Source organism: Aeromonas sp. FDAARGOS 1417 (genome assembly GCF_019046985.1).
Classification (GTDB): domain Bacteria; phylum Pseudomonadota; class Gammaproteobacteria; order Enterobacterales; family Aeromonadaceae; genus Aeromonas; species Aeromonas veronii.
On the sequence record NZ_CP077221.1, the window covers coordinates 2366241 to 2381318 of the forward strand.

The 15078-nt window shown below is 58.9% G+C and carries 17 protein-coding genes; 8 read left to right on the forward strand and 9 right to left on the reverse strand.

The genetic code is table 11. The annotated features are described in order from the left end of the window. Nucleotides 1–5 precede the first annotated feature (5 nt). The 3 genes from I6L47_RS10670 to I6L47_RS10680 all read right to left on the reverse strand — a co-directional run bounded on the left by I6L47_RS10670 (nt 6) and on the right by I6L47_RS10680 (nt 1895). On the reverse strand, nt 6–686 hold the full coding sequence (locus I6L47_RS10670; RefSeq protein ID WP_216947387.1) for an SDR family oxidoreductase: 681 nt from the start codon (nt 684–686) through the stop codon (nt 6–8). A gap of 31 nt (nt 687–717) precedes the next feature. After that, nucleotides 718–1350 (reverse strand): TIGR04219 family outer membrane beta-barrel protein, encoded by a 633-nt coding sequence (locus I6L47_RS10675; RefSeq protein WP_005354809.1) that lies wholly within the window; start codon nt 1348–1350, stop codon nt 718–720. A gap of 95 nt (nt 1351–1445) precedes the next feature. Then, complete coding sequence (locus I6L47_RS10680) at nt 1446–1895, reverse strand: copper chaperone PCu(A)C (protein ID WP_042081565.1); 450 nt, start codon at nt 1893–1895, stop codon at nt 1446–1448. 90 nt (nt 1896–1985) lie between these two features. Between I6L47_RS10680 and I6L47_RS10685 the strand changes: the two genes are divergently transcribed. Then, nucleotides 1986–2735, forward strand: coding sequence for an enoyl-CoA hydratase-related protein (locus tag I6L47_RS10685; RefSeq protein ID WP_182963231.1), 750 nt, complete (start codon nt 1986–1988; stop codon nt 2733–2735). 17 nt (nt 2736–2752) lie between these two features. Here the strand turns inward: I6L47_RS10685 and I6L47_RS10690 are convergent, their stop codons facing one another. Next, nucleotides 2753–3181 (reverse strand): DUF2753 family protein, encoded by a 429-nt coding sequence (locus I6L47_RS10690; protein ID WP_005335785.1) that lies wholly within the window; start codon nt 3179–3181, stop codon nt 2753–2755. A 288-nt stretch (nt 3182–3469) separates the two neighbouring features. Here I6L47_RS10690 and I6L47_RS10695 point away from each other — a divergent pair, with 288 nt between their 5' ends. Further along, on the forward strand, nt 3470–4129 hold the full coding sequence (locus I6L47_RS10695) for a CatB-related O-acetyltransferase (protein WP_216947388.1): 660 nt from the start codon (nt 3470–3472) through the stop codon (nt 4127–4129). Nucleotides 4130–4223: 94 nt separating this feature from the next. Here I6L47_RS10695 and I6L47_RS10700 read toward each other — a convergent pair whose 3' ends face one another. Next, nucleotides 4224–4931, reverse strand: a complete 708-nt coding sequence (locus tag I6L47_RS10700) for a ParB-like protein (RefSeq protein ID WP_216947389.1) — start codon at nt 4929–4931, stop codon at nt 4224–4226. 184 nt (nt 4932–5115) lie between these two features. Between I6L47_RS10700 and I6L47_RS10705 the strand changes: the two genes are divergently transcribed. From I6L47_RS10705 to I6L47_RS10715, 3 genes are all read left to right on the forward strand, one after another. Then, nucleotides 5116–6720: an ABC transporter substrate-binding protein gene (locus I6L47_RS10705; RefSeq protein WP_216947390.1), complete on the forward strand. Its 1605-nt coding sequence runs from the start codon at nt 5116–5118 to the stop codon at nt 6718–6720. 118 nt (nt 6721–6838) lie between these two features. Then, nucleotides 6839–7138 (forward strand): hypothetical protein, encoded by a 300-nt coding sequence (locus tag I6L47_RS10710; protein WP_005335795.1) that lies wholly within the window; start codon nt 6839–6841, stop codon nt 7136–7138. A 137-nt stretch (nt 7139–7275) separates the two neighbouring features. After that, entirely contained in the window at nt 7276–8835 is a 1560-nt protein-coding gene (locus I6L47_RS10715; protein ID WP_216947391.1) for a PAS domain-containing methyl-accepting chemotaxis protein, read from the forward strand. Between the two features lie 63 nt (nt 8836–8898). Here the strand turns inward: I6L47_RS10715 and dusA are convergent, their stop codons facing one another. Continuing rightward, complete coding sequence (gene dusA / locus I6L47_RS10720; RefSeq protein WP_043849695.1) at nt 8899–9885, reverse strand: tRNA dihydrouridine(20/20a) synthase DusA; 987 nt, start codon at nt 9883–9885, stop codon at nt 8899–8901. A gap of 137 nt (nt 9886–10022) precedes the next feature. On the opposite strand from dusA, the gene zur reads away from it, so the two are divergent. The 3 genes from zur to I6L47_RS10735 are packed head-to-tail and all read left to right on the forward strand — an operon-like array spanning nt 10023 to nt 11167. Further along, nucleotides 10023–10481 (forward strand): zinc uptake transcriptional repressor Zur, encoded by a 459-nt coding sequence (zur, locus tag I6L47_RS10725; protein ID WP_005335805.1) that lies wholly within the window; start codon nt 10023–10025, stop codon nt 10479–10481. After that, a complete protein-coding gene (locus I6L47_RS10730) occupies nt 10471–10932 on the forward strand; it encodes a chemotaxis protein CheX (RefSeq protein WP_005335807.1) in 462 nt (153 codons plus the stop codon). The genes zur and I6L47_RS10730 overlap by 11 nt, the downstream gene beginning before the upstream one ends. A 4-nt stretch (nt 10933–10936) precedes the next feature. Then, on the forward strand, nt 10937–11167 hold the full coding sequence (locus I6L47_RS10735) for a hypothetical protein (protein ID WP_042052444.1): 231 nt from the start codon (nt 10937–10939) through the stop codon (nt 11165–11167). Between the two features lie 73 nt (nt 11168–11240). Here I6L47_RS10735 and brnQ (I6L47_RS10740) read toward each other — a convergent pair whose 3' ends face one another. The 3 genes from brnQ (I6L47_RS10740) to I6L47_RS10750 form a co-directional block, all read right to left on the reverse strand. Further along, nucleotides 11241–12344: a branched-chain amino acid transport system II carrier protein gene (brnQ, locus tag I6L47_RS10740; protein ID WP_216949342.1), complete on the reverse strand. Its 1104-nt coding sequence runs from the start codon at nt 12342–12344 to the stop codon at nt 11241–11243. 441 nt (nt 12345–12785) lie between these two features. Next, entirely contained in the window at nt 12786–14045 is a 1260-nt protein-coding gene (brnQ, locus tag I6L47_RS10745; RefSeq protein WP_254204727.1) for a branched-chain amino acid transport system II carrier protein, read from the reverse strand. A gap of 236 nt (nt 14046–14281) precedes the next feature. Next, nucleotides 14282–14992 carry a tRNA1(Val) (adenine(37)-N6)-methyltransferase gene (locus I6L47_RS10750; RefSeq protein WP_201907536.1) on the reverse strand — a complete coding sequence of 237 codons (711 nt, stop codon included), beginning with the start codon at nt 14990–14992 and terminating at the stop codon, nt 14282–14284. Between the last annotated feature and the right edge of the window lie 86 nt (nt 14993–15078).

Sequence of the window (15078 nt, forward strand, 5' to 3'; positions counted from 1 at the left end):
TCGCCTCAGGGATTGCGACCGATAAAGAGATCGGTCACGTGGCAGCTGCTTCTGGCTTCCAGCGCGTCGAGCATATAGGCCGCCGCATCTTCCGGGGTCATGAAGCCACTCGGGTCCACGTGATCCGAGTTGTCCCAGAATTCGCTGCGGATCCCGCTCGGGTAGAGGTTGACCAGCCGCAGTGGCGAGCCTTTCAGCTCGGCGCGCAAGGATTCGAGAAAGCCGCGCATCCCCCATTTGGAGGCGCAGTAGAGGCTCTCGTTGGCCTTGCCCACCCGAGCGGCGGAGGAGAGCACATTGGCCAGTACTCCGCCTTTCTCACCGATAAGCCGCACCGTCTGCTGGGCCACCAGAATGGTGGAGATAAGGTTGCTCTCCACCACCCGGCGGATCTGCTCGGCGGTGTAGACACCGACCGGGCCAAACTCGCCGACCCCGGCGCAGTGGATCACCATGTCGGGCAGCCCCCCCCACTCCACCGCAGCGGCGAAGGCGACGTCGACCTCTTCATGGTGCGCCAGATCGGCGCCGATGCCGATCACCGCGCTGCCGAGCAGTAGCTCCTGCTCCTGCAGTCGCTGATAACGGCGCCCCATCATGGAGACCTGATGGCCCCGCTCAACCAGTCCGATAGTCAGCGCCCGGCCGAGACCAGAACCGGCACCTGTCACTATGATGTGGCCCATTATCGCTCCTCGTCGTCAGTTGACGGTCAGATTAGAAAGTGAATTCGCCGCCCATGAACCAGCCATCGACAGACTGGTCGATATTGGCGAAGTCGACCTTGGCTTCACGCCAGCCGGCGCGCAGCTTGATCGGCATGGAAGAGAACTTGTAGGAACCACCCAGACGGTAGTCATAGTTGTCCGCATCGTGAGTACGCAGATCGCCGAAGAAGGCGATGCCGGTGCCCGGGATCTTCACTTCACTGCCGGCATAGGCCATCAGGGTATCTTCGTCATAACCCTTGCGACCGAAGTAGACCTGCTCGCCGTCGTAGTGACGACCGGTCATACCCAGATCGATCTTGAACAGATCGTTGTTGAACAGACGGTAGTAGAGGCTCAGATCGTAGGCGGTCAGATCGTTCTTGAAGTTGCCGCCGGAGGTGCTGAAATCGGAGACTTCAAATTTGGCGTTCGGCAGGAAGATGATGCCGTGTTCCAGTTGCAGATAGCCGTTCCAGTTGTAGCTGTCGTCATAGCTGCCATCAGCACTGGTGCCATAAGCCTGACCACTGCCCTTGGCGGCCCATACGTCGGCACCGGCGGCAAAACGCCAGTCGTCAGCGGCCATGGCACTCTGGCTGCACAGAGCCAGCACAAAACCGGCAATCAGCGTCTTTTTCATTACGTCACTTCCTCTTGCATACATGGAAAAGAGCACTATTTTACTCGGTGCAGCCAAAATACCCAGCGTCAATCCTGAACAAACGACGACAAATGTCAGTGCTTCATATGCTTCATCCCTGCCATCGGCTCAATCGGCTTCACCGGCAGTGACAGATCCAGCTTCTGACCATCATCCATGGTGAGGGTGAGCGGGAAAGGAGTCTGCTCGGAGAGCGTGCCCACCTCGAACAGCATGATGTGCAGGCTGCCCGGTTTCAGCACAGCTTCGCCCTTGGCCGGGATCTCGATATTCTCGACCTGGCGCATCTTCATCACGCCATTTTCGTGCAGATGAGTGTGCAGCTCGGCACGCCCCGCCGCAGCAGAAGCCGCCGCCACCAGCTTGACCGGCTGGTCGGCGTCATTCTTGAGCACCATAAAGGCGGCAGTGTTGGGGGAGCCCGGCGGCAACAGGCGCACATAACCGTCGACAGCCTCGACCTTGGCCAGTGCAGGCGCCGTCATACCCAGAACCAGCAGAGAATAAAACGCACGTTTAAACATGGTTGAAATCCTTTTATGATGTTGTTAAACGGCGCCAAGGTTACCCCAGCAGCAACCTTTTTTGCACCTTTCAATAACAAGGATTTAGACATGGCCCCCATTCTCATTGCCGAGCAGCAGGATGGCTTGCTCACCCTGACCCTCAACCGCCCCGACAAGCGCAACGCCCTCAATACCGAGCTCTATAAGCAACTGGTGGCAGCGCTGCGAGAGGCGGCAGCCGATGAAGAGGTGCATGTCCTGTTGTTGCAGGGGCAGCAGGATTGCTTTACCGCGGGCAATGATCTGGCTGACTTTATGGGCAAGAGCTCACTGGAGCCCGACGACCCCATACTGCAGTTCCTCCACACCTTGGCCGACTTCCCCAAACCCGTGATCGCAGCTGTTGCCGGCCCGGCTGTGGGGATTGGCACCACCATTCTGCTGCACTGCGATCTGGTCTATCTGGGGGATAATGCCCGCTTGCAGCTTCCTTTCGTCGAGTTGGGGCTGGTACCGGAGTTCGCCTCCAGCCTGCTGCTGCCGCGCTTGGTAGGTCACCTCAAGGCAGCCGAGCTGTTGCTACTGGCCGAGGCGATGGATGCCGAGGAGGCGCTACGTCTCGGGCTGGCCAACAAGGTGGTGGCGGCCGATGGAGTGCTCTCCCTTGCCCGCGAGCAGGGGCTGAAGCTGGCGGCCAAACCGCCCAGAGCGCTGCAAAAGAGCAAGGCGCTGCTGAAACAGGAGCTCAAACAGGCGGTACACTTTGTCATCGATCTGGAGGCGCGCGCCTTCGCCCAGGCACTGCAAGGGGAAGAGGCGCAACAGCGCATCGCCCAGAAACTCAAACGGCGGGGCTGAGCCTCGCCCCAATCCGTTCAGTTGAGGCGAAAACGGCCGATCAGCTCGCAGCCCTGTACCTTGTCCTGCAACTGGATCAGCCGGGCAATTTCCGGATTGGGGTGGCGCTTGAGAAAGGCGAGCAGGGCGCCGCGACAGCAACCCAGCTCGCTGATCAGTGCCTCGCACTCCCGGTTGGGGCATTGTGGCACCAGCGCAGTCACCAGCTCGGAGGCAAGTTTCAGGTAGCGCAGCTCGTAAGTCGGCTCATCCATCGCCCGCCAGAAGTCGGCCAACCGGTGACAGGTGGCGACTCGCATGGTGGCCAGCTCGGTCAACTCCACCTGGGTCATCTCGTAAACATCCCCCAGCGCCTGCTGATAAAAGCAGATCGCCGCCCCTAGCGAACCGGCCTGCCAGGCACGCTCCGCCTCCAACATGTATCGTTGCCAACTTTGCGGTGTCATCTCGCTCTCCCGAATCCGTCATGGTGGGAGTGTTATCATGGCTAATTGAGAATAAATATCAACCAGAGGGTTAGTGCAGGATCTCTGCGCAACCTTGGCAAACCCGGCGCCCGACCTTATGATCGCGCCCTTCCCTCTTAGTTCTTTGGAGCACACCACAATGCGACCACGCCTCCCGCAGATGCTGGGCTGCTCCCTGCTCTGCGTGCCCCGCATGCTGGTCTGGATCTATTAGCTGCGCTCAAGCGAACGCAACCCATCCGATCCATTCAGCAAAGGAGTACCAATATGAGCACCTGCCAACACTGGTCGCAGGTCGAATACCTGCACCTGACGGTGACCAACCCCAATATCTGCCTCAAAGGGCAGCACAGCTACTACTCGGGTGCCTGGGATGGCCCCTTCGAAGAGGTGGCGGTGCGCTACCTCCATGGCGATCCCTTCAGCCGCAGCCCGGAAACCGGCTGGGAGCCGCTCTGGCATATCGACCGACTCCATATCGGCGACTATGTGCAGATTGCCGCCGGGGTAAAGATCATCATGGGCGGCAACCACACCCACAACACCTCCTTCATCAGCACCTATCCGTTCGCCGATCTGGCGGCGCTCAAGCGCAGCTACCGCCCCGCTGGCGATACCCGCATCGGCAACGATGTCTGGATCGGCATGGAGGCGATGATCATGCCCGGCGTCACCATCGGCGACGGCGCCATCATCGCCGCCCGTTCGCTGGTCAATCAGGATGTGCCGCCCTATGCCATGGTGGCTGGCACCCCGGCCAAGGTGGTGCGGATGCGCTTTGGCGAGGAGGAGATTGCCCGGCTACAGGCCCTCGCCTGGTGGGATTGGCCGGATCAACAGGTCAACGATCTGCTACCGCTGATCCAGCAAGGTGACGTCGCCCTGCTTGAACAGGCGGCTGCCCGCTGGGCGGAGCGCCATGAGTGACCACCGCTAACCAGTAGCTGACAGCATAAGGGCGACCCCGGGGTCGCCCTCTTTTATCTCCGGCATGCTCAGGGTGCCGGCATCGCACATCCACTCATTGCGCGCTTTTGGACTGGTTGAGGCTGCACTGCTTGCCGGGATAACCGGGCAAGTCACTGGCATCGCTGCCGCAGGCGAGCCGTTTGGCCTGTTGCAGGCGGGCCGCCAGATTGGCGCTGTCCACCGGCATCCATTGCATCTGCTTGCCGAGCCAGCTGGCCCAGGCAAACTCGACGAAATAGATCTGTTTGTCCTTGCGAAAGTAGCCCGCATTCTGCAGCAGTCCGGCGAGGGTGCGATAGGGGTAATCAGGCAGCTTGTCGATACTGGTCGGCAACTGCTCCGGGGTCAGTGGTTGCCCCTTCTCATCCTTGAGCCAGGCCCAGTGGTTGTTCTGCATCTGGCTCCAGAAGTTGGCTTTGTCCTGCAGGCGGCCAATCACCTTGACCCGCGCATCCTTGACTCCTTGTTGCCACAACGCCTTGGTGAGATGGTGCCTGTCCACCAGCCAGTAGCTGCCATCCGGCGCAATCACCACGGGGATCTCTTTCTTTTTCATCAACTTGTCGAGCTGCTTTGCGCTCATGCCCTCCAATGTGGCCTGGGTTTCATCGACCTGGATCTGGCCGACGCCCCCCTGGGTCGGGTGCAAGGCATCGATGCCGATCTCGCACCAGTTGCCCACCGCCGTGTCGCTCTGGCACGGGGCCAACGCCCAGGCACCCTGGCTCAACGCACAGGCCAGCAATAACCATGCTTTCATCGTTTGACACTCCTCACCACATTGAACTGCACAGACGCCGGGAACGCTCTTCTACCCCGATTGGGAATGAGAGTCGAATGCTGGCGGTCAGACCAGCAAACGGGATATCATGATTTCCCATCTGTCGGCGATATTTTCTCGCCGAGTTTTCTCCCCGCTTCACACTATTTGAAGGATCCGACCCATGAAAGGATGGAGCCCCTTGCTGGCCCTGCTGGGCTGTGCTGCTGTCCAGGCTGCCGATATTCCCGCCGGAACACAACTCGCCGCCGAGCAGATTGTCGTTCGCCACCTCAAGGATGAACCTGCGAGCCTGAGCCCGCTCAAGCTGGTCGGCCTGCCGGAGTTGCAGGTACTGCGGGATCTGTTCGAGGGGCTGCTGACCCAGGGGCCGGATGGCAAACCGGTTGCCGGGGTGGCGGCCAGCTGGGAGAACAAGGGCAACCAGTTCTTTACCTTCCATCTGCGCCCGGATGCGCGCTGGTCCAACGGCGATCCGGTCAAGGCCGGCGACTTCGTCTACGGCTGGCGCAAGCTGGTCGACCCGAAAGAGGCGGCCACCTTCGCCTGGTTTGCCCAACTGGCCCGTTTCGACAAGGTGGACGAGATCGTGGCTGGCAAATTGCCTGCCAGCGAGCTGGGGGTCAAGGCCCTCGATGATCACACCCTGCAGGTGACCCTCACCCAGCCGGTGCCCTACTTCCTGAACCTGCTGAGCCACCCCAGCCTGTCGCCGCTCCATCAGGCCAGCATCGAGCAGTACGGCAACCAGTGGACCCAACCCGGCAAACTGGTGGGCAACGGTGCCTTTGCGCTGAACAACCGGGTGGTCAACGAGAAGCTGGAGCTGAGCCCCAACCCTTATTACTGGGATCGGGCCCATACCGTATTGACCAAGGTGATCTTCATGCCGATCAATCAGGAGAGCGCGGCGACCAACCGCTATCTGGCGGGCGATCTGCATATCACCGAATCCTTCCCCAAGGAGCAGTACGACAAGCTGAAGCAGCAGATCCCGAATGAGGTCTACACCCCGGATCAGCTCGGTACCTACTACTACGCTTTCAATACCCGTCAGGCACCACTGAACGATGTGCGGGTGCGCAAGGCGCTCTCCTACACCATCGACCGCGCCCTGATCGCCGACAAGGTGCTCGGCACTGGCGAGAAACCGGCTTATCACTTCACTCCGGATGTGACCGCCAGTTTCACCCCGGCCGCCAACTTGCTCTCCACCAGCAGCCAACCGGCGCTGGACAGCAAGGCCAAGGCCCTGCTCAAGGAGGCCGGTTACGGCCCGGACAAGCCGCTCAAGCTGACCCTGCTCTACAACACCGCGGAAATTCACAAGAAGATGGCACTGGCGATTGCCAGCATGTGGAAGCAGAAGCTGGGCGCCGAGGTCGAGCTGACCAATCAGGAGTGGAAAACCTATCTCGACAGCCGCCAGAGCGGTCAGTTCGAGGTTATCCGCTCCTCCTGGGTCGCCGATTACAACGACCCTTCAGCGTTCCTTGGCCTGTGGGGCTCTCGTCACAGCGGCAATATGGCAGGCTTTGCCAATGCTCGTTATGACCAGCTGCTGGCAGAGGCGGCCAGCACTCAGGATGTCGCCAGCCGTAGCAAGCTGTTTGGCGAGGCGGAGGCGATCCTGCTGGATCAAGCCCCCATCGCCCCCATCTACCAGTACACCAATGCCCGCCTCATCAAGCCATGGCTCAAGGGCTACCCCATCAACAACCCGGAAGATGTGGCCTACAGCCGCCAGCTGTACCTCGTCAAACACTGACACCGGCCACCACGATGCGAGGCCCCGCTGGGCCTCGCTATTGATACTGTTCACACCACGATTTCCAGCCTAAAATGCCGCCCCTTCTGTTCAATTAATCTTCAATACCCAGTCAGACATGCGTTATTTGATACTGCTCTCGTTGTTGTGGACCCTGCCTGCACAGGCCAACAGCGAATCCCAATGCCAGCAAGAGTTTGTCGGCTGGATGCTGCATCAGCAGCAACAGTTCAGCGATCGCAAGTCTGACAAGATGGAGCGGCGCCGGGCCGAGCGGGCCATCGAGTTGGCTCGTCAGGAGTACGACAAGCAGACCAGCTTTTGCAAGACGATGGAGCTGGTGCGCAGCTACAAAGATAGCGATCCGCGCTTTAAACCGAGAAGCGGCGAAGTTCACGATTTCACACCGGCCAGCTGACCCTTACTTCATCAATTCATTGTGTTGATTAATTGACCCAAGCCAAGTTCGGGGCACTGAAGAGCCTTAGAATGATTAACTGAGAACGACAATAAAAAACATAGTTATCAGTTATTTGGCTTTTTCAGGAACGACACATGACCAAACTCCATCAGGAGGGGGAGATACACTTCCCCGACAACATCGCACTCATCTCGACCACGGATCCCGCCAGTCATATTACCTATGCCAACCAGCACTTCTGTGATGTGGCCGGGTATGGTGCGGCCGAAATGGAAGGGGTGCCCCACAATCTGGTGCGACACCCCGACATGCCCAAGGCGGCCTTCGCCGACATGTGGCAGCGGCTGCGACAGGGCAAAAGCTGGATGGGGCTGGTCAAGAACCGCGCCAAAAGCGGTCAGTTCTATTGGGTAAACGCTTACGTCACCCCGATCCTCAATGCGCAGAAGGAGATCGTCGAGTTCCAGTCGGTGCGCACCAAACCCGCCGCCAGCGATGTGGCCTGGGCCGAGCAGCTCTATGGCCTGCTGCGCAGCGGCAAAGCGCTTCCCTGGCTGAGCCGGTGTCACATTGAACCGGGTCAGCTGACCCTCTGGCTCTCCGTTTCTGCCTTGTTCACCACCCTTGCTACCTTTGCCACCGGCAACCTGTTATGGCTGCTGCCCACCGCCTTGTTGCTGTTGGCACAGGCAACCCACGGCTGGCGATTGCAGCAACGGCTGGCTCATCTGCTCACCCTTGCCGATCAAGACAAGGGAACCCGCCTCTGTCAGGTGCTCTACACCCGACGGCGCGACACTCTGGCGGCCGTCGAACTGGCCCTGCGGATGAAGCAGGCCGAGCTCAAGGCCGTGGTCGGGCGCAGTGCCGACACCAACCAGCAGATCCTGCAGGCAGCCGAAGATGACCGGGGCAATATCCAGACCATCGATACCCATCTGCAGCAGCAGCGCGCCCACAGCGAGCAGCTGGCGACCGCCATCACCGAGCTGAGCCACTCTATTCGGGATGTGGCCCACAGTGCCCATGAGGCGAGCAATCTGGTCATAGAGGTACAGCAGGTCTCCGACGAGGGGCTGCAAGCATTGGCAACCACCCGATCCGCCGTCAACCAACTTCATCAGGAGCTGGATGCCAACCATGCCGTGCTGGCCCAGCTCACCAGCGACAGCCAGAAGATCAGCGGTATTCTGGAGGTGATCAGTCAAATCGCCGACCAGACCAACCTGCTCGCCCTCAATGCGGCCATAGAGGCCGCCCGGGCGGGCGAACAGGGGCGCGGTTTTGCCGTGGTGGCGGATGAAGTGAGGGCGCTGGCCCAGAAGACCCGAGCCTCGACCAGCGAGATCCACGAGATGATCCAGGCGCTGCAACAGACTACACGACAGCTGTCAGACGGGATGACGCAAGGGGCGCAGACCTCGGTGCGCTGCCAGCAGCACGCGGGCACCACCGCCGACGTGCTCACCCAGATCAACCGGATGCTGGGGCAGGTAACCCGCACCAGTGACGAGATCGCCCAGGCGGTGAGTCAGCAGGCCGACGTCACGGCGACCCTCGATGAAGGGGTGCACCAGATCCACCAGCTGGCCAGCCACACCGCCGACAACAGCAGGCAGGCGCTAGATGGCATCACCCTGCTGGTTGAGCGGCTGCAGGATCTCTCGCGGCTGATCAACCAGTTCAGATATTGAAGCGACAGCGATCAAAAAAGCGCGTCAACTGACGCGCTTTTTTCGCTTTGCCTGACAGGAGAGTTATTCGCCCTGCTCGCTGGCGGCAAACTCCGGCACCTTGGCCATGGCATCCAGCACCACCTGAATATCCGCTCCCGGTTTGCAGGCGTTCTCGCTCAGGTGACGGCGCCAGGCGCGGGCCCCCTGCATATTCTGGAACAATCCCAGCATGTGGCGGGTCATGTGGGAGAGGTAGTTGCCCTTGGCCAGCTCCTGCTCGATATAGGGCAGCATCATCCGCACCACTTCGTGGCGGCTCGGCACGGCGTTGTTCTGGCCGAACACCAGATTGTCCACCTGCGCCAGAATGTAGGGGTTCTGATAGGCTTCGCGCCCCATCATGACGCCATCGACGTGTTGCAGGTGCTCAAGGGTCTGCTCCATGGAGGTGACACCGCCGTTGAGGGCGATGGTGAGATCCGGGTAATCCTGCTTGACCCGATAGACGCGGGGATAATCGAGGGGCGGGATCTCGCGGTTCTCCTTGGGGCTCAGGCCACTCAGCCACGCCTTGCGGGCATGGACGATAAAGGTATCGCAACCGGCATCGCGCACCTGTTCGATGAAGGCCTGCAGAAATTCGTAGGAGTCCTGATCGTCGATACCGATACGGGTCTTCACCGTCACCGGAATATCGACCACATCGCGCATCGCCTTGACGCAGTCTGCCACCAGCGCCGGTTCACCCATCAGGCAGGCGCCAAAGCGGCCATTCTGCACCCGATCGGAGGGGCAGCCGACGTTGATGTTCACCTCGTCATAGCCGCGCTCCTCGGCCAGCTTGGCACAGCGCGCCAGATCGGCCGGATTGCTGCCACCCAGCTGCAGGGAGATGGGGTGCTCCTGCTCGCTGTAACCCAGATAATCACCCTTGCCGTGGATGATGGCGCCGGTGGTCACCATTTCGGTATAGAGCAAGGTCTGGCGGCTCATCAGTCGATGAAAGTAACGGCAATGCCGATCAGTCCAGTCCAGCATGGGGGCGATGGAAAAACGCTGCGCCTGCATAAAAATCATCCGGGTTGGCTAAAGAAAGGGGCGGATTTTATCACAACGTGAAGCAGCCCCAGAAAATGAATTTTGTCGCCGCGCCATGCGAGGCCCTGTGATAGTATCCGGCTAATAGAAAGGGTATCTGCGCGATCATGAATCAAGACCAACTTTTACAACGAGCCGAGCGACTCTGTATACAGCGAGGGATCCGCTTCACCCCGACCCGACGTCAGGTATTTCGCCTGCTGGCGGCACACGGCAACGCCATCAGCGCCTATGATTTGTTGGCCCAGCTGCAACAAACCGAAGCCAATGCCAAGCCGCCAACCGTCTATCGGGCACTCGATTTTTTGCTCGAACAGGGCTTTGCTCACAAGGTGGAATCTCTCAACGCGTTTATCTTCTGCTGCCACTTCGATCACGCTCACCCGATGCAGTTGTTGATCTGCGACGAGTGCGGGGATGTGGTCGAGCTTCACGATACGGCGATCGATAGCGCGTTTTCCGAGCAGGCCCACTTGCATGGTTTTACTATTACCAATAAGACGATAGAGGCACATGGCCAATGTGCCCGTTGTACGCCCACTGTAGGAAGTCATCATGAAGGCTGATTTTGTAAATCCGTTCCTGCTATCCCTGCTCAATGTGCTCTCGACCATGGCACAGCTGGAACTCAAACCGGGCAAACCGAAACGCAAGATGGATGAGCTGGCGCGCGGCGACGTCTCCGGCCTGATTGGCATGGTCGGCCCGCAGACCCGTGGTTCCCTCTCCATCAGCTTCGAGAAGGGGCTGGCACTGGAGATCATGCGCCGCATGCTGGGGGAAGCGCCCGCCAACATCAACGAAGAGGTGACCGACATGGTCGGTGAAATCACCAACATGGTGACCGGCGGTGCCAAGCGGATGCTGGGCGAGAAGGGCTACGAGTTTGACATGGCGACCCCCATCATCGTCTCAGGCCCCAACCACACCATTACTCACCGTGCAGATGGCACCAAGATCATGATGCCGTTCGAATCGGATTTCGGTCGCGCCACTATCGAAATCTGCTTCGAGTAACCCTATGTGGAAAGCATTGAAATGGATTTTCATCTGCTGGGCCCTGCTGTTGATCCTGTCGGACATTCAGATCAGCACCTCCCTCTACAAGTACGAAGATAACCGGGTGCTCATCAACTTCCCGCGCTGGGAAGCCAAGCAGCCCTGGGGCACCTTCGAGTGGCATGCCGGACGGGTAGAAACCCACTGGTATGGTCTGGATGGCAAACCCAAGCCGTCAGGCCCGCAAATCTGATCCGGTAACGGATCCGGCAGAAACAGAAGAGGCCAGCAGCTGCTGGCCTCTTTGCTATCTCGTTGATCCTGAATCAAGCCGCTTCGGCAGCCAACTTCCCGCTTGGTCGCACCAGGATGCCGACGATGCAGGCCAGCAGAGTCGGCAGCAGCCAGGCAAGCCCCTTGTCGAACAGCGGCAGGAAGGCAAAGCCGTCCATCGCCATACCGGCAGCCCCCAGCCCATCGAGGCAACCAAACAGAAAGGCGATCGTCAGCACGCCGCGAAACGCCAGCCGTGGCTGGGCAAACCATCCCTTGAGGAAGGTCACCTGCACCAGCGCGATGGCGACCGGATAGATGGCCACCAGCACCGGAATCGAGAGGCCAATCAGCTCGCTCAACCCCACATTGGCCACCAGTGCACAGAGCGCCCCCAGCAGCATCACCCAGTTGCGATAGGCCCAGCCAGTCAGGCCATGGAAGTAGTCGGCACCGGCACAGAGCAGGCCGACCGCACTGGTAAAACAGGCCAGGGTGATGATTGCAGCCAGAATAAACTGACCCGGTTGGCCAAACAGACTCTGGACGTAAGCATTGACGATGGCGCCACCATTGCTGATATCGCTTGCCACCCCACCGGCGCTGTTGCCCAGCTGAAAGAGCGAGACATACACCGCCGACAACCCGACCGCCGAGATCAAGCCTGCAATGGTCAGATATTTGAACTGGCTGCGATAATCCTCGATCCCCTTCTGGCGCAACAACCCGATGATCAGGGCGCCAAACATCAGGGAGGCCAGGGTATCCATGGTGTTGTACCCTTCCAGCATCCCTTTGGTAAAAGCCGCATCTATGTACTCACCGCTGGCATCAGGCATGGTTCCCTGCGGCGTCATAAAGACCCCGACCGCCAGAATGAGCAGCATCGCCATCAGGGCTGGGGTCAGATACTTGCCGACCGCATCAAGGAGCTTGCCGCGATCGAGCGCCACCAGGATCACCAGCGTAAAGAAACTCAGGGTATAGATCCGCAGCCCCGCATGACCGGTATCGCCAAGCCAGGGCTTGAGCCCCATCTCGTAGGCGACCAGACCGGTGCGGGGAATGGCAAAGGCGGGCCCCATGATGATATAGATGGCGATGGCCAGCGGCGGAAAAATGATATTGCCTGCCCCCAGATAGAAGGCAAACGTCATAAACCCCAATCCGAATACGTCGGACAACTTCAATGATTTCGTCAAACTCAACCTCATCTGCCTTATCAGCTTGTTATTGATTGCACCCACTGCCTGGCAGATAACCGGTAACAATACCTTTCGCCCCCACACAGCCCGCGGACCGGATGAGGCGCACCACCTTTAGCATAAAGAAGAGGAGTTCGATCTCAATCACCAATTAATATCTTGAAACAATTTACCGCTGTGGAATTAATCGCCGAACAACTCGGCGCTCCATAAAGAGGTGTCACACGTAGGTATGAGAGGCAAGAAGAGGGGAGTGGGTTATAGCGGCAAGATACGGCTGCTCAGATGCTATCTGCTCTGCGTACAGTGACAATTACGGCAGCAAAGCGAGGCTCACAGAAAACAAAAGAGCCTGCACGGGGCAGGCTCTTGGCAATATCACATCGGGCGTGATCAGGCCGCTTCGGCAGCCATCTCGGTTGGACGCACCATCACGCCAACTACGCAGGCCAGCAGGGTTGGCATCAGCCAGGCGAGGCCCTTGTCGAACAGCGGCAGCAAGGCAAACGCATCCATCTTCATACCGGCAGCACCCAGACCATCCAGGCAACCGAACAGGAAGGCAACCATCAACACGCCACGGAACACCAGACGGGGACGGCCGAAATAACCCTTCAGGAAGGTGACCAGTACCAGCGCCACGGCAACCGGATAGATGGCAACCAGCACCGGAATGGAGAGGCTGATCAACTGGCTCAGACCCACGTTGGCCACCACGGCACAGATAACGCCCAGCAACACCACCAGCTTCTTGTAAGCCATGCCGGTCAGATTGTGGAAGAAATCGGAACAGGCAGAGATCAGGCCCACGGCAGTGGTGAAGCAAGCCAGAGTGATGATGGCCGCCAGAATGAACTGACCCGGCTGACCAAACAAGCTCAGTACGTAGGCGTTGACGATGGCGCCACCGTTGCTGACATCGGTCGCCACACCGGCCGCAGTGTTGCCCAGCTGGAACAGGGAGACGTACACCACGCTCAGACCAACGGCAGAGATGAGGCCGGCAATGGCCAGATACTTGAACTGGCTCTTGTAATCGTTGATGCCTTTCTGGCGCAGCAGATCGACGATCAGAGCGCCAAACATCAGGGACGCCAGGGTGTCCATGGTGTTGTAGCCTTCCAGGATCCCTTTCACGAAGGGGCTGTTCTGATAGTCACCGGACGCATCAGGCATGGAACCTTGCGGTGCTACGAATACACCGATCGCCAGAGTCAGCAGCAGCAGCATCAGTACCGGAGTCAGGTATTTGCCGATGGCGTCCATCAGCTTGCCCTGGTTCATGGAGACCAGAATGGCCACACCAAAGAAGATCACGGTATAGGCCGCCAGACCCGCCTGCCCCATGTCACCGATGAAGGGCTTGAGGCCCATTTCATAGGCAACCAGACCGGTACGGGGCGCGGCAAAAGCCGGGCCGATGATGATATAGATGGCAACGGCCAGCGCAGTCGCGACACCGGCAGGCAGCAGTTTGGTCATGCCAGCCCAACCGTTACCGGCTTTCGCCACGGCCAGAATGGTCACCAGAGGCAGGCCCACGGCAGTGACCAGGAAGCCAAACATCGCCAGGGAGAGGTGCTCACCAGCCATGTAACCGGCCAACGGCGGGAAAATGATGTTACCGGCGCCCAGGTAGAAGGCGAAGGTCATAAACCCTAATCCGAGTACATCGGACAATGTGAGTGATTTCGTCAAGTTCAACCTCGTCTGTCTTGTAAATTATTGCTTGTTATAGTTTTTATCGGTCGCTGACCGGGTGTGTTCAGGGGGTATAAAAAAAGAGCCCCGCATGTTTTTTCATCGCAACCAGTGGTTTTAGCTGGTCTGGAGCGGGCGCTCGATCTGGAACCAGCATAATGGCGTGAAAAAATAGTTCAAGACGAAATTTACATCTTCAAATAGAAGGGGTTGGTCAGTTGGATATATCTGTCGGAATAGGCCCCATCAGCAGAATGGATCACAATTTCACCCCTCTCACACCTGTTTAATCCTCTGCCAAGTAGCAATAAAACACGATTTGCCTCTTTACCCTCTCTGGTGATAACAGCTGTATAACAAATGCCATGCAGATCATAATTCGCCGAAATGCATAAAATTTCATCGGCCATCGCCGTCGGCAGCACCAGCGCTACCTGCCCGTTCGGGCTCAGCAAACGATCGCAGGCCGCCAGTAATGCGTGGCTGTCGAGGGCGCCGGTATGGCGGGCCAACGCCCGCGCCGGATCGCTAAATGACTGGCCTGCCACGAAATAGGGAGGGTTGGAGACGACAAGATCGTAAGGGGCAGCCTGATAATCCTGAATGGCACTCTCTATGATGGTCACCCGATCGGCCCAGGGAGAAGCAGCCGCATTCTCCCGCGCCTGACTGGCCGCATTAATATCCAGCTCGACCGCATCAAGACGGCAGTCAGATCTGCTGCGCTGGGCCAGCATCAGGGCGATCAGGCCGCTGCCGGTGCCGATATCGAGCACTCGACGCGCCTGTTCGACCGGCGCCCAGGCACCGAGCAAAATGCCATCGGTGCCCACCTTCATGGCGCAGCGATCGTGATTGATATGGAACTGTTTGAAGGTAAATCCGCGACTACGTCCCATCTGGCCCCCGTCATCTGCAAAAATGGTGGGCGATTATAGCGGCTAAGACACACTCACCAATAGGAGCCGACGAGATAATCGCCTAT

Coding starts and splice junctions, on each gene's coding strand:
- I6L47_RS10705 (WP_216947390.1), top strand. CDS start 5,116: ATGAAAGGATGGAGCCCCTTGCTGGCCCTGCTGGGCTGTGCTGCTGTC.
- I6L47_RS10675 (WP_005354809.1), bottom strand. CDS start 1,350: ATGAAAAAGACGCTGATTGCCGGTTTTGTGCTGGCTCTGTGCAGCCAG.
- I6L47_RS10750 (WP_201907536.1), bottom strand. CDS start 14,992: ATGGGACGTAGTCGCGGATTTACCTTCAAACAGTTCCATATCAATCAC.
- I6L47_RS10685 (WP_182963231.1), top strand. CDS start 1,986: ATGGCCCCCATTCTCATTGCCGAGCAGCAGGATGGCTTGCTCACCCTG.
- I6L47_RS10680 (WP_042081565.1), bottom strand. CDS start 1,895: ATGTTTAAACGTGCGTTTTATTCTCTGCTGGTTCTGGGTATGACGGCG.
- I6L47_RS10695 (WP_216947388.1), top strand. CDS start 3,470: ATGAGCACCTGCCAACACTGGTCGCAGGTCGAATACCTGCACCTGACG.
- I6L47_RS10700 (WP_216947389.1), bottom strand. CDS start 4,931: ATGAAAGCATGGTTATTGCTGGCCTGTGCGTTGAGCCAGGGTGCCTGG.
- I6L47_RS10715 (WP_216947391.1), top strand. CDS start 7,276: ATGACCAAACTCCATCAGGAGGGGGAGATACACTTCCCCGACAACATC.
- I6L47_RS10670 (WP_216947387.1), bottom strand. CDS start 686: ATGGGCCACATCATAGTGACAGGTGCCGGTTCTGGTCTCGGCCGGGCG.
- zur (WP_005335805.1), top strand. CDS start 10,023: ATGAATCAAGACCAACTTTTACAACGAGCCGAGCGACTCTGTATACAG.
- I6L47_RS10735 (WP_042052444.1), top strand. CDS start 10,937: ATGTGGAAAGCATTGAAATGGATTTTCATCTGCTGGGCCCTGCTGTTG.
- I6L47_RS10710 (WP_005335795.1), top strand. CDS start 6,839: ATGCGTTATTTGATACTGCTCTCGTTGTTGTGGACCCTGCCTGCACAG.
- brnQ (WP_216949342.1), bottom strand. CDS start 12,344: ATGACGTTTGCCTTCTATCTGGGGGCAGGCAATATCATTTTTCCGCCG.
- brnQ (WP_254204727.1), bottom strand. CDS start 14,045: ATGACCTTCGCCTTCTACCTGGGCGCCGGTAACATCATTTTCCCGCCG.
- dusA (WP_043849695.1), bottom strand. CDS start 9,885: ATGCAGGCGCAGCGTTTTTCCATCGCCCCCATGCTGGACTGGACTGAT.
- I6L47_RS10730 (WP_005335807.1), top strand. CDS start 10,471: ATGAAGGCTGATTTTGTAAATCCGTTCCTGCTATCCCTGCTCAATGTG.
- I6L47_RS10690 (WP_005335785.1), bottom strand. CDS start 3,181: ATGACACCGCAAAGTTGGCAACGATACATGTTGGAGGCGGAGCGTGCC.